The sequence below is a fragment of the Micromonospora sp. NPDC047548 genome (genome assembly GCF_040642975.1).
In the GTDB taxonomy this organism is placed as follows: Bacteria; Actinomycetota; Actinomycetes; order Mycobacteriales; family Micromonosporaceae; genus Micromonospora.
Genome location: NZ_JBEYTI010000039.1, coordinates 1 through 12,808, shown reverse-complemented (window position 1 = coordinate 12,808; position 12,808 = coordinate 1). Strand labels below are relative to the sequence as shown.

General features: G+C 73.6%; 14 protein-coding genes. 8 read left to right on the top strand and 6 right to left on the bottom strand.

The genetic code is table 11. The features are described from left to right. The first annotated feature begins 10 nt into the window (after positions 1–10). From alr to ABZ807_RS26895, 8 genes are all read left to right on the top strand, one after another. Entirely contained in the window at positions 11–1,129 is a 1,119-nt protein-coding gene (gene alr / locus ABZ807_RS26930) for an alanine racemase (RefSeq protein WP_357163629.1), read from the top strand. Next, complete coding sequence (locus ABZ807_RS26925; protein ID WP_357163626.1) at positions 1,126–2,223, top strand: alpha/beta hydrolase; 1,098 nt, start codon at positions 1,126–1,128, stop codon at positions 2,221–2,223. The genes alr and ABZ807_RS26925 overlap by 4 nt, the downstream gene beginning before the upstream one ends. Continuing rightward, entirely contained in the window at positions 2,220–2,702 is a 483-nt protein-coding gene (gene tsaE, locus ABZ807_RS26920) for a tRNA (adenosine(37)-N6)-threonylcarbamoyltransferase complex ATPase subunit type 1 TsaE (RefSeq protein WP_357163623.1), read from the top strand. Before ABZ807_RS26925 ends, tsaE begins: the two co-directional genes overlap by 4 nt. Positions 2,703–2,756: 54 nt before the next feature. After that, positions 2,757–3,458, top strand: a complete 702-nt coding sequence (gene ung, locus ABZ807_RS26915) for a uracil-DNA glycosylase (protein WP_357163620.1) — start codon at positions 2,757–2,759, stop codon at positions 3,456–3,458. 202 nt (positions 3,459–3,660) lie between these two features. Continuing rightward, positions 3,661–4,338, top strand: a complete 678-nt coding sequence (tsaB, locus tag ABZ807_RS26910) for a tRNA (adenosine(37)-N6)-threonylcarbamoyltransferase complex dimerization subunit type 1 TsaB (RefSeq protein WP_357163617.1) — start codon at positions 3,661–3,663, stop codon at positions 4,336–4,338. Beyond that, positions 4,335–4,811 carry a ribosomal protein S18-alanine N-acetyltransferase gene (rimI, locus tag ABZ807_RS26905; RefSeq protein ID WP_357163614.1) on the top strand — a complete coding sequence of 159 codons (477 nt, stop codon included), beginning with the start codon at positions 4,335–4,337 and terminating at the stop codon, positions 4,809–4,811. Before tsaB ends, rimI begins: the two co-directional genes overlap by 4 nt. Next, positions 4,811–5,857 carry a tRNA (adenosine(37)-N6)-threonylcarbamoyltransferase complex transferase subunit TsaD gene (gene tsaD, locus ABZ807_RS26900; protein WP_357163611.1) on the top strand — a complete coding sequence of 349 codons (1,047 nt, stop codon included), beginning with the start codon at positions 4,811–4,813 and terminating at the stop codon, positions 5,855–5,857. Before rimI ends, tsaD begins: the two co-directional genes overlap by 1 nt. 23 nt (positions 5,858–5,880) lie before the next feature. Then, complete coding sequence (locus tag ABZ807_RS26895; RefSeq protein WP_357163718.1) at positions 5,881–6,135, top strand: hypothetical protein; 255 nt, start codon at positions 5,881–5,883, stop codon at positions 6,133–6,135. 165 nt (positions 6,136–6,300) lie between these two features. Here the strand turns inward: ABZ807_RS26895 and ABZ807_RS26890 are convergent, their stop codons facing one another. The 6 genes from ABZ807_RS26890 to ABZ807_RS26865 all read right to left on the bottom strand — a co-directional run bounded on the left by ABZ807_RS26890 (position 6,301) and on the right by ABZ807_RS26865 (position 12,675). Continuing rightward, the gene (locus tag ABZ807_RS26890) at positions 6,301–7,482 is read right to left on the bottom strand and encodes an ROK family protein (RefSeq protein ID WP_357163608.1); all 1,182 of its coding nucleotides are present in this window, start codon (positions 7,480–7,482) and stop codon (positions 6,301–6,303) included. 18 nt (positions 7,483–7,500) lie between these two features. Then, positions 7,501–8,760, bottom strand: a complete 1,260-nt coding sequence (locus tag ABZ807_RS26885) for an ABC transporter permease (protein ID WP_357163605.1) — start codon at positions 8,758–8,760, stop codon at positions 7,501–7,503. After that, positions 8,757–9,581 (bottom strand): ATP-binding cassette domain-containing protein, encoded by an 825-nt coding sequence (locus ABZ807_RS26880; RefSeq protein WP_357163602.1) that lies wholly within the window; start codon positions 9,579–9,581, stop codon positions 8,757–8,759. The genes ABZ807_RS26885 and ABZ807_RS26880 overlap by 4 nt, the downstream gene beginning before the upstream one ends. Positions 9,582–9,622: 41 nt before the next feature. After that, complete coding sequence (locus tag ABZ807_RS26875) at positions 9,623–10,720, bottom strand: substrate-binding domain-containing protein (protein WP_357163599.1); 1,098 nt, start codon at positions 10,718–10,720, stop codon at positions 9,623–9,625. Between the two features lie 261 nt (positions 10,721–10,981). Then, a complete protein-coding gene (ybaK, locus tag ABZ807_RS26870; protein WP_357163596.1) occupies positions 10,982–11,461 on the bottom strand; it encodes a Cys-tRNA(Pro) deacylase in 480 nt (159 codons plus the stop codon). A 5-nt stretch (positions 11,462–11,466) separates the two neighbouring features. Further along, complete coding sequence (locus tag ABZ807_RS26865) at positions 11,467–12,675, bottom strand: methyltransferase domain-containing protein (protein ID WP_357163715.1); 1,209 nt, start codon at positions 12,673–12,675, stop codon at positions 11,467–11,469. Positions 12,676–12,808 lie beyond the last annotated feature (133 nt).

The window sequence follows — 12,808 nt, the reverse complement described above, 5'->3', positions numbered from 1 at the left end:
GGCTGGGCGTATGTGGCAGGCCGAGGTGCGCGTCGATCTCGACGCGATCCGTGACAATGTGGCCCGACTCCGATCGGGCACGAGCTCCGAGCTGATGGCGGTGGTGAAGGGCGACGGGTACGGCCACGGCATGGTGCCGTCCGCCCGCGCCGCGCTCGACGCCGGGGCGGACTGGCTCGGGGTCTGCACGCTGGACGAGGCGCTGACCCTGCGCCGGGCCGGGATCACCGCGCCGGTGCTGGCCTGGCTGCTCGCCCCCGGGCTGCCGCTGCACGAGGGGGTCGCGGCCGGGGTCGACCTGGGTGCCGCCAGCCTGCCGCAGCTGGACGAGATGATCGAGGCGAGCCGCCGGGCGGACCGCCCGGCCCGGCTGCACCTCAAGATCGACACCGGGTTGTCCCGTGGCGGGGCCACCGTCGCCGACTGGCCGACCCTGCTGGAGGCCGCCGCGAAGGCCCAGGCCGACGGCCTGGTCGAGGTGGTCGGCGTGTGGAGCCACTTCGTGTACGCGGACCTGCCCGGTCACCCCACCATCGACCGGCAGCTCGCGGTCTTCCACGAGGGGCTGGCCATGGTCGAGCGGGCCGGGCTGCGCCCGCGCTACCGGCACCTGGCCAACTCGGCCGCCACGCTGACCCGCCCGGACACCCACTTCGACCTGATCCGCCCGGGGCTCGCCGTCTACGGGCTCTCGCCGGTGGCGGGAGAGCGTTTCGGGCTGCGGCCGGCGATGACCGGCCGGGCCCGGGTGATGCTGACCAAGCGGGTGCCGGAGGGCACCGGCGTCTCGTACGGCCACACCTACACCACCGCACGGGAGGCGAACCTGGCCGTGGTGCCGCTCGGCTACGCCGACGGGGTGCCCCGGGACGCCTCCAACGTCGGGCCGGTGCAGCTCGGCGGGAAGCGGCGCACCATCTCCGGCCGGGTCTGCATGGACCAGTTCGTGCTCGACTGCGGCGAGGACGCGGTGGCCGCCGGGGACGTGGTCACCCTCTTCGGCAGCGGCGCGGACGGCGAGCCCACCGCCGACGACTGGGCCGAGGCGGTCAGCACCATCAACTACGAGATCGTCACCCGGTTCGGCAGCAGCCGGGTGCCCCGGGTCTACGACGGCGAACGGCCGTGAGCGCGTCGCGCCGCTTCCGCGTCCCCCGGCCGCGGACCGCCGCCGGCCGGGTCGCCGGCGTGGTCGGGGCCGCGGTCGGCGTCGCCGCCGCGGGGCTCGCCGCGGGCGTGGTGAGCGAGCGCGCCCTGGTCCGCCGCCTCAAGGCCGACCCCGCCGACCGGTACGCGCACGAGGTCTTCGGCGAGCAGCGGTACGACGACGCGTTCCGGCTGGAGCTGGCGGACGGCACCGACATCCACGTCGAGGTGGTGGAGCCGACCCGCCCGGCCCCGGGGCGGCCGACCGTGGTGCTCGTGCACGGCTTCTGTCTTGACATGGGGACGTTCCACTTCCAGCGCAAGATGCTCGCCGAGCGGGGCGAGCACCGGATCGTCGCGTACGACCAGCCCGGACACGGCCGGTCCGGGCGGCTGGAGAGCGGCGAGTACGACCTCGCCGCGCTGGGCCGCACCCTGCGCCGGGTGATCGACCGGACCGCCCCGGAGGGGCCGCTGGTGCTGGTCGGCCACTCGATGGGCGGGATGACCATCATGGCCTTCGCCGAGCTGTACCCGGAGATGTTCGGCGACCGGGTGGTCGGCACCGTGCTGATGGCCACCTCGGGCGGCATGCTCGCGGAGACCAGGCTGGTCGCCCCGGCGCTGCTCGGCCGGGTCGGCTCGCCGGTGCTCTACATGATGAGCAACGCCACCCGGTACGGCGGCACGGTCATCGACCGGGCCCGGAAGTCGACCTCCAACGTCGCCTGGCTGCTGACCCGCAAGTACGGCTTCGGCACCCGCAAGCCCAGCCCGGCCCTGGTCTCGTACGTGGAGGAGATGAACTCGCGGACCTCCGCCGACACGGTCACCCGTTATCTGCGTACCCTCGCCACGCACTCGCGCTTCCCGGCGCTGGGCGCGCTCAGCGGCACGCCGGTGCTGGTCGTGGTCGGGGACAAGGACATGATCACGCCGGTGACCCACTCGGAGGAGATCGTGCGCCGGCTGCCGCACGCCCGGTACGTGAAGGTCGACGACAGTGGGCACGTGGTGATGCTGGAACACGCGGACGAGGTCAACGCGGCCCTCGGGGACTTCCTGGAGGGGCTGTGACGCTGACCGTCACGCTGCCGACGGTCGAGGACACCCACGCGTTCGGCCGCCGGCTGGCCGCCGTGCTGCGCGCCGGTGACCTGCTGCTGCTCACCGGGCCGCTGGGCGCCGGCAAGACCGCGCTGACCCAGGGCATCGGCGCCGGGCTCGGGGTGCTCGGCGACATCACCTCGCCGACCTTCGTGATCGCCCGGCTGCACCGGCCGGACCCGGCCCGGGGCGGCACGGTGGCGCTGGTGCACGCCGACGCGTACCGGCTGGGGGACGCGGGCGACCCCCGGGCCGAGATCGACGACCTGGACCTGGACGCCTCGGTGGACGACTCGGTCACCGTGGTCGAGTGGGGTGAAGGACTGGTCGAGCAGCTGGTCGACGCCCACCTGCGGGTACGCCTCGACCGGCGGGAGGACGACACCCGGCTGGTCGAGCTGGAGCCGGTCGGGGGCGACTGGGCGCGGCGCCTGGAAGCCCTGCGCTGAGCGCTGTCGTACCCGCTGCCTAGAGTGCCTGGGACCGACTGCGAAAGGTTGCCGATGCCCGACGAGACCCCCGCCCTCGACCTGCTGGCGCTGCTGCCGGAGGCGTGGCGTGCCACGCTCGCCCCGCACCTCGACCCGGCCCGCACCGCGGCGCTGGCCGAGTTCGTCGCCGGGGAGTACGCCACCCGGGCCGTCTTCCCGCCGGTGGAGGATCTCTTCTCGGCCTACCGCATGTGCGGGCCGCGGGAGACCCGGGTGCTGATCCTCGGGCAGGACCCCTACCACAAGGCCGGGCAGGCGCACGGGCTCAGCTTCAGCGTGCGCGAAGGGGTGGCCGTGCCGCCGTCGCTGCGCAACGTCTTCAAGGAGCTGGGCGAGGACCTGGGCGTGCCGAAGCCCCGCAGCGGCAACCTGAACGGCTGGGCGGCGCAGGGCGTGCTGCTGCTCAACGCGGTGCTGACCGTCCGCGAGGCCACTCCCGGCTCGCACGGCAACAAGGGGTGGGAGGAGTTCACCGACGCCACCATCCGGGCGCTCGACGCCATGGAGCAGCGGGTGGTCTTCCTGCTCTGGGGTGGGTACGCCCGCAAGAAGGCGGCCCTGGTCACCAACCCGCAGCACGTGGTGCTGGAGGCCGGCCACCCCAGCCCGATGAACCCGCGCGGCTTCCTCGGCAGCCGCCCGTTCAGCGCGGCCAACAAGGCGCTCGCCGACGCCGGCCTGCCCACCGTCGACTGGGAGCGCTCAGCCGGCTGACCCGGCCCCGCCCGCCGGCCCGTTCCCGGTGGTCTGGCGCTGGCCGTGGCGGCGCAGCAGCTCGGCGGCGCATATTGATGACTCTGAGGTATCGCGCTCGCACCGGTCCTGTCCTCCGGCGGGTGTCACCGATCGTGACGGCGCGCTGCCCTCGACGGGGTGTGGCCGGGGGTGACCGGGCGGGCGACTAGGCTGGCATACCGTGCTCGTACTGGTGCTGGACTCCTCGACCCCCGCGGTGACCGCCGCGCTGGTCGAGGTCTCGGCGGACGGTGTCGTGCCGCGGGCGCACCGGTGCACGGTCGACGCCCGCGCCCACGGTGAACTGCTCGCCCCGCAGGTGGACGCGGTGCTCGCCGACGCCGACGCCCGGCCGCGTGACCTGGCCGCGATCGTGGCCGGCCTCGGCCCCGGCCCGTTCACCGGGCTGCGGGTCGGCCTGGTCACCGCCGCCACCATGGGCCAGGTGCTCGGCGTCCCCACGTACGGCGTCTGCTCGCTGGACGCCATCGGCCACCCGGCGGCGGCCGGCGAACCGGTCCTCGCGGCCAGCGACGCCCGCCGCCGGGAGGTCTACTGGGCCGTCTACGACGGCGCTGGCCAGCGGATCGCCGGGCCGAACGTCGACGCGCCGGCGGTCGCCGCCGAACGGGCCCGTGCCCTCGCCGCCACCGCCGCCGTGGGCGACGGCGCCCACCGGTATGCCGACGTGTTCGGCCTGCCGCTGCGGGTCGAGCCGCGCTACCCGGACGCCACCGCGCTGGCCACGCTGGCCGCCGAGCGGATCCGGGCCGGCGCGCCGACGGAGGCGCTCACCCCGCTCTACCTGCGCCGGCCGGACGCCGTGGCGGCGACCGCCCGCAAGTCGGTCCTGCCGTGAGCCCGCCGGTACGGCTGACCCGGTTCCGCTGGTGGCACGTCGACGAGGTGCTGCCGATCGAGGCGGACCTCTTCGGCGCCGAGCAGTGGTCCCCGGCGATGTTCTGGAACGAGCTGGCCAACGGACAGTGGTACCGGGTCGCCACCGACGCCGGCGGCATGGTGCTCGGCTACGCGGGGCTGACCGTCCAGCCGGACGAGGCCTGGGTGCAGAACATCGCCGTCCGGCGGGACGCCCAGCGGCGTGGCGTGGGCCGGATGCTGCTGGAGGAGCTGCTCGCCGAGGCGGCGCGGCGCGGGGTGCGCACCGTCCTGCTGGAGGTCGCGGCGGACAACGCCCCCGCCCAGAAGCTCTACGCCAGGTACGGCTTCGAGCCGATCGGCGTCCGCCGCGGCTACTACCAACCGAGCAACACCGACGCGCTGGTCATGCGGCGCGTCGCGACCCCGACCGGGGACGGGACGGACGACTGATGGCTGACGAACCGCTGGTCCTCGGCATCGAGACCTCCTGTGACGAGACCGGCGTCGGCATCGTGCGCGGGCACACCCTGCTCGCCGACGCGCTCGCCTCCAGCGTCGAGCAGCACGCCCGGTTCGGTGGCGTGGTGCCCGAGGTGGCCAGCCGGGCCCACCTGGAGGCGATCGTGCCCACCATGGACCGGGCGCTGAAGGAGGCGGGCGTGACGCTCGCCGACATCGACGCGATCGCGGTCACCTCCGGCCCCGGGCTGGCCGGCGCGCTGCTGGTCGGCGTGGCTGCCGCGAAGGGCTACGCGCTGGCCGCCGAGAAGCCGGTGTACGGGGTGAACCACCTCGCCGCGCACGTCGCCGTGGACACCCTGGAACACGGCCCGCTGCCCGAGCCGGCGGTCGCCATGCTGGTCTCCGGCGGGCACTCCTCGCTGCTGCTCGTCGACGACCTCGCCCGCGGGGTCACCCCGCTCGGCGCGACCATCGACGACGCCGCGGGGGAGGCCTTCGACAAGGTGGCCCGCCTGCTCGGACTGCCCTTCCCCGGCGGCCCGTACATCGACCGGGAGTCCCGGGCCGGCGACCCGGCGGCGATCAGGTTCCCGCGCGGTCTCACCGCCGCCAAGGACCTCGCCGCCCACCGGTACGACTTCTCCTTCTCGGGCCTGAAGACCGCCGTCGCCCGCTGGGTCGAGGCACGCCAGCGGGCCGGCGAGCCGGTGCCGGTGGCCGACGTGGCCGCGTCCTTCCAGGAGGCGGTCTGCGACGTGCTCACCGCCAAGGCGCTCGACGCCTGCCGGGCCAACGGGATCGGGACGCTGGTGATCGGCGGGGGAGTGGCCGCCAACTCGCGGCTGCGGGCGATGGCCGAGCACCGCGCGGCGAAGCACGGCATCCGGGTGCGCGTACCCCGGCCGAAGCTCTGCACCGACAACGGCGCCATGGTCGCGGCGCTCGGCTCGCACCTGGTCGCGGCGGGGGTGACGCCGAGCCGGCTCGACCTACCCGCCGACTCGGCGCTGCCGCTGACCACGGTCAGCGTGTGACGGTACGGAAGGGGAGGGTCGACGTGATCGTGCGGATGTGGGAGGCGCGCGCGGAGCCGTACGGCTTCAGCGACCTGATCAGCTGGGTCTGCGACACGGCCCTGCCCGAGCTGGAACACGACCCGCTGCACCTGTCCAGCGAGGTCTTCTCCTCCACCGACCACCGGGTGGTGGTCATCTCCAAGTGGCGGAGCAACCCCCGACCGCTGCCCGAGCCGCCGGCCATGCTGGTCGCCCGGCCCCCGCACTCCTGGGATTTCACCCAGGTCGACCGCTGACCGCACCCGCCGGCTGCCCGTCCGTCCACTGGTACGGATCACCGACCCGATCAGTTCACCGGGACAGTGCCATGAAGACCCCGAGCAGCAGCAGGGTGGCCGCGGCGACCGCGAAGAGCACCAGCCGCCCCGCCGCAGGCCCGGGGCGCCGGCGGGAGCCGTCGCTCAGCCGGCGTCGAGCGGGTCGGCGAGGAGCCGTTCGAAGGCCAGCTCCGCGGCGCCGATCAGCGCCGCGTCCTCGCCGAGCGTGGGAGTGCGCAGCCGGACGTGCTCCAGGCAGGCGGGCAGCCCCATCGAGTTGAGCCGGCTGCGGACCTGGGCGGCGGCGGCCAGGTAGAGGTCCCGCATGGTGCCGCCGAAGATGACCATCTCCGGGTTGAAGATGTTGACCAGATTCGCCACCCCGAAGCCGAGCCAGTCGCCGGCCTGGCGTACCGCCGTCTGGGCCCGGGCGTCGCCCCGGTCGGCGGCGTCGAAGACGGCCAGCAACGCGTCCCGGCCATGGGCGTCGCGACGGCCGGCGGCCCGGAGCAGCGCGTGCTCGCCGATCTCGGTCTCCCAGCAGCCCCGGGAGCCGCACTCGCACGGGGCGCCGTCGCGGACCACCACCATGTGTCCGACCTCGCCGCCGTACCCGCCGTGGCCGGTGAGCCGCCGCCCGCCGGCGATGATGCCGGCGCCGACGCCGACGTCGCCGTACAGGTAGATGACGTTGTCGCAGTCTGCCGCGACGCCCCGGGCGTGCTCGGCGAAGGCGGCCACATCGGCCACGTTGCCGACGGTGACGGGTACGTCGGTGCCGAGCGCGGCGGCGAGCGCGGCGCCGATCGGCTCGTCCACCCAGCCGGTGGTCGGGCCGAGCCGGACCAGCCCGTCGGCCCGGCGCACCATGCCGCAGACCGCCACCCCCGCGCCGACGCAGAGCGAGCCGGGCGGCACGTGCTGGTGCATCTCCTTGAGCACGCCGGCCAGCAGCGGCGCGGTCTCCCCGGCGTCCATGCCGCGCGGCCGGTCCAGGCCGCGGCGGTCGAGCACCTCACCGCCGAGACCGATCCGTGCGGCCCGCAACCGGTCCACCTCGATGCTGTACGCGTACGCGTAGACCCGGGCCGACTCGGGCCGGACGACCAGCGACGGTCGCCCGGCCCGGCCGGTCTCCTTCGGCGTCCCCTCGCTGACCAGCCCGGCGCCGGCCAGGTCGGCGGTCAGCGCGCCGATGGTGCTGCGGTTGAGCCCGAGGGTGCTGGTGAGCTCCGCGCGGGAGGTCGCGCCGTGGACGTGGACGTGCCGCAGCAGCGCACCGAGGTTCTGCCGCCGGATCTCGTCCTGGCTCGGTCCTACCCGCATCGTCCTGGTACTCCGTGGTCAGCGCGTGCCGGCGGCGACCGAGCGGCGCCGCGACAGCGCGTCGACGCCGGCGGCCAGCAGCAGCACCAGTCCGGTAGAGGTGTACTTCAGGCCGGAGCTGAGGTCCAGCAGGCCCATCCCGTTGATGATGACAGCCACCACCGCGCCGCCGAGCACCGCATTGATCATCCGCCCCTTGCCGCCGAAGAGGCTGGTGCCGCCGATGACCGCCGCGCCGACCGCGTACAGCAGGACGTTGCTGCCGCCCGTGTTCGGGTCGACCGAACGGTCCTTGCTGGCGGCGATGATGCCCCCCACGGCCGCCATCGCGGAGCAGATCACGAAGGCGGAGATTTTCAGCCGGTCCACGTTGATGCCGGCCCGCCGGGCGGCCTCCGGGTTGCCGCCCACCGCGTAGAGGTGCCGGCCGTACGCGGTGCGGTTGAGCACGAAGGTCCAGAAGACCAGCAGGGCCCCGATGAGTGGTACGACGACGGGCATCCCCTTGGTGGAGCTGATCAGCGTGTTGATGCTGCGCTCGGCGTTGAGGACGTGGACGGCGGAGCCGAGCAGGAGGGCCAGCCCGGCGACCCGGGCGGTCACCACGGCGACCGGTTCGGTGACCAGGCCCCGGTTGGCCCGGTTGCGGTGGCGGAGGAACTGCCCGATGCCGTACCCGGTGACCGCCACGGCGGCCAGCAGCCAGCCGAGGGTGGGCGGCACGTAGTTGTTCTCGATCGCGATGATCACCTTGTCGTCGATCGAGATGTTGGTGCCCTCCTTCATCAGGAGCAGCACGATGCCCTGGAAGGCGAGGAAGCCGGCCAGGCTGACCAGGAAGGACGGGATGCCGACCTTGGCCACCAGGAAGCCGATGGTGAGACCGATGAGGACACCGGTGGCGATCGCGGCGAGGACCGCCACGTACCAGGGGTAGCCGAGCACGCTGACCACGTTGGCCAGGACGGTGGCGCAGACGCCGCTGGCGAAGCCGGCGGAGAGGTCTATCTCGCCGAGCAGCAGGACGAAGATCAGCCCCATCGCGATCACGGTGACCGCGGCGCCCTGGGTGAACAGGTTCGCGAAGTTCGCCGCCGAGAAGAAGACCGGCCGGGCGGTCGCGAAGGTCAGGCAGAGCACGGTGAGGCCGATGACGGCCGGCAGGGAGCCGAGGTCGCCCCCGCGTACCCGGGCGAGGTAGTCGCGGACGTGGTCGCCGACGGTCGGTGCCGGGGTGCCGGCCACCGGGCCTTCCTGCGGCAGCAGGGTGGTGGTCATCGGACGGCTCCCGGGATCAGGTGGGCTGGCTCGCTGCCGTTGCGCGGGGCGCCCGCGGCCGGCTCGCCACCCAGCCCGAGGTGGCGGGAGCGGCCGGTGGTGATCAGCTCGACGACCTGCGAGTGGGTGATGTCGGTGGTCTTCACCTGGGCGACCAGCTGGCCGAGGTAGAGCGCGGCGATCCGGTCGGAGATGGCGAAGACGTCGTTCATGTTGTGCGAGATGAGCACCACGGCCAGGCCGTTGTCCGCCAGCCGGCGGACTATCTCGAGGACCTGGGCGGTCTGCGCGAGGCCGAGCGCGGCGGTCGGCTCGTCGAGGATGACCAGCCGGCTGTTCCAGAGCACGGCCTTCGCGATGGCGACGGTCTGTCGCTGGCCGCCGGAGAGGCTGGAGATGTGCTGGCGCAGCGACTTGACGTTGCGCACACCCAGTCCGGCGAGCGTCTCGGCGGCCATCTGCTCCATGGTGGGCTCGTCGAGCACGATCCCGCAGCGCTTCTCCCGCCCGAGGAACATGTTCTGCACGATGTCGAGGTTGTCGCAGAGCGCGAGGTCCTGGTAGACGACGTCGATGCCCAGCGCGGCGGCGTCCCGGGGGCTGCCGATGGTGACCGGGCGGCCCTCGAAGAGGAACTCGCCGGAGTCCGTCGGGTGGATGCCGCTGATGCACTTGACCAGGGTGGACTTTCCGGCGCCGTTGTCGCCGACCAGCGCGGTCACCTCGCCCGGGTGAACGGAGAGAGCGACGTCACGCAGGACCTGCACGGGACCGAAGCTCTTGTCGATCCCGCTCAGCTCCAGCAGGGGGGTCGCGGACACGAGGTTCTCCTTTTCGCGTGTCGGGGTGGCCTGGGATGCGGTCAGCTGATGCCGGCGGCGGCGCAGAGCTTGGCGTACTCCCCGGTGCAGACCTCGTCCCTGGTGACGAAGCCGTCGGCGATCACGTCCTTGACGTCGTCCCGGTAGATGGCCTGCGGGGTGAGCAGGAGGGCGTCCACCTCCCGGCCGCTCTCCGGGTCCCGGACCTTCTGGCCGGTCTCCTTCCGTTGCCCGTTGGCCAGCGCGATGGCCAGGTCTGCGGCGGCCGTCGCCTCCTCCTTGATCGCCTTGTAGACGGTCATGCACTGGTCGCCGGCGAGGATGTGCCGCAGGCCCTGCGCGGTGGCGTCCTGGCCGGTCACCGGGATCCTGCCGTTGAGCTTGTTCTTCTTGAGCACGGAGATGGCCGCGTTGGCGAGGCCGTCGTTGGCCGCGAGGACGCCGTCGATCCTGCCCTCGGTCTGGGTGAGCATCTGCTCGAAGATGACCCCGGCCTGGGCGTTGTTCCAGTCGGGCACCCACTGGTCCGGGCCCTTGGTGAACTCCCCGGCGGCGAATCGGGGCTTGAGGATGGAGTCGTAGCCCTTCTTGAACAGGGTGGCGTTGTTGTCGGTCGGTGAACCGTTGAGATAGGCGACGACCGGCTTCCCGGCGCCCTTCTCGGTCAGGCACCTGCTCAGGCCCTGGCCCTGGAGCTTGCCCACGGCCTCGTTGTCGAAGCTGACGTAGTACTGCGCGGAGCCGCCGAGGGTGAGCCGGTCGTAGTCGATGGTGGCGATGCCCTGCGATCTCGCCTTCTCCAGCACCGCCTTGCCGGTGCCGGAATCGAGATTGACGATCATCAGAACGGTCGCCCCATTGGTGATCATCTGCTCGGCGATGTTGGAGAACTGGGACTTGTCGCCCTGCGCGTTCTGGATGTCGGAGTCGATACCGGCGGCGTCGAACGCCTCCTCGAGGAACCTGCGGTCCGCGCCCTCCCAGCGGGCCGAGGTCCTGCTGTCGGGCAGGATCACCCCGACCTTCGGCTTCCTGGCGCCACCAGCCTGACTGTCGCTGGCGAACTGGTCGCCGCAACCGGCCACGCCGGTGACGACCAGCAGGCCGACGGTGGCGGAGGCGAGGAGGCCCTTGCGCATCTGCACGGGTCCTTTCGGGTGGGGCGGTGGCAGGCGGTTTGTTGTGAGCGGCAACGTATTGCCACCCCTGTCGCTGGCGCAAGACTGCCGAGGTCAGAGTTTCGCTGATCGCCGTAACGATCCCGTAACGCGAAGAATGGCGGATCACCGCCGGTCCGGCCCCACTGCGCCGGTCGATCAGTTTCGGGGCGAAAAACTGTTTCGGACCCGAACGCCGTGCCTTTTCGCCGGAACTGAGCCGTGCCTTTTCGCCGGAACTGATCAGTGGGCGGCGAGGGGGGCGGTGGTGGCGTCGGTCAGCGCGACCAGATCGGCAGGGGCGAGTTGGAGTTGCAGGCCGCGACGGCCGGCTGAGACGTAGATGGTGTCGTACGCCAGCGCCGAGGAGTCCGGCACCGTGGGCAGCCGCTTGCGCTGGCCGAGCGGGCTGATCCCGCCCCGGACGTAACCGGTGGCCCGCTCGGCGGCGCTCCGGTCGGCCATCGTCGCCCGCTTGCCGCCGACGGCCGCGGCGAGCGCCTTGAGGTCCAGTTCGCCGGTGACCGGGACGACGGCCACCGTCAGGGCCCCGTCCACCTCGGTGACCAGCGACTTGAACACGCGCTGCGGCGGGACCCCGAGTGCCTCGGCGACCAGTGCGCCGTAATGGGGCGCGTCGGGGGAGACGTCGTACGGGTGAGTGCTGTGCCGGATCTTCCGTTTCGCCAGCAGTGCCGTCGCCGGAGTGCCCTGTCCCGCCATGCCGGTCACGCTAACCCGGCCCCGGGCCGGCCCGCGACGGGCCGGCAGACCAGCACTGTCGGCGCCGCCGCGACCCGGGTGAGCACCAGGCTCGCCGCCGCATCGCCGGCCAGCCTCAGGTCGCGGCGCAGCTTCTCCGGTTCCAGCGCCGAGCCGCGCTTGAGGATCTCCACCCGCCCCACCCGGCGCTCCCGCAGCAGCGCGCGCAGCCGCTTGAGCGAGAACGGCAGCACGTCGGTGACCTCCAGGCAGCGGGCGAACGGAGTGGCGGTCGGGGTGTCCGCGTACAGGTAGGCGATGCTCGGGTCGGCGATCGTCGCGCCGAGGATGTCGGCCAGTTCGGCGACCAGGTGCGCGCGGACCACGGCCGGGTCCGGGTCGTACAGGAAGCGGCGGGTCGGGCCGACCGTCGCCTCCGCCCCGCCCGAGCCGGTGAGGCGGTGCGCGACGTCGCCGCGCAGCACGGTGGCCCGGCGGGGCACCTCGGCCAGCCGGCCGCACCAGAGCGCCGCCTCGACCAGGTCGCCGTCCACGCTCACCCACTCCGCCTCGGCACCCGCCGGGATCAGCGCGTGGTCGATGCCGGGGGCCACCTTCACCACCGTGTGCGGCACCCGCTCGGCCAGGTGCGTGACGAAGTCCCAGGGCGGGGAGTAGGCGTTCGGGTCGAAGATCCGCCGGCCGGTGCCCGCCCGCCGACGCGCCGGGTCGCAGAAGACCCCGTCCACCCGGGTCACGTCGAACGCCGTCGCGTCGCCGCACTCCACGGTGAACCGTCCGGCCAGCCCGGCCGCCTCGGCGTTCGCGGTGGCCATCGCGGCGGTCACCGGGTCGGCCTCCACCCCGTACACCCGGATGCCGGCCCGGGCGGCGGCGAGCGCGTCCGCACCGAGGCCGCACCCGAGGTCGGCGAGGGTGCGCACGTCGGCCGCGCGCAACCGTGCGGCGCGCCGGTCCGCGACCGGCCGGCGGGTGGCCTGCTCCAGCCCGGCCCGGGTGAGGAACATCCCGGCCGCCGCGGGGCCGAACTTGCCGGCCGCCCGGCGGCGCAGCTCGGCCTGGGTCAGCGCGGCGGCGGCCAGCCCGGCCGGCACCCCGGCGGCGCGGAGCGCGGCGGCCGCGGCCAGCGGGTCGCCGCCGGCCAGCCCGCCCGCCGCAGCGAGCGCGGCCGACCCCTCGGGGGTACGCAGCGCGGCGAACTGGTCGATGTCCACGCGCCCATTCTCCCGGCCCGCCCCACCGCCCCGCCCCACCGCCCCACCGCCCCGCCCCACCGGCCCGCCCCACCGCCCCACCGGCCCGCCCCACCGGCCCGCCCCACCGGCCCGCCCCACCGGCCCGCCCCAC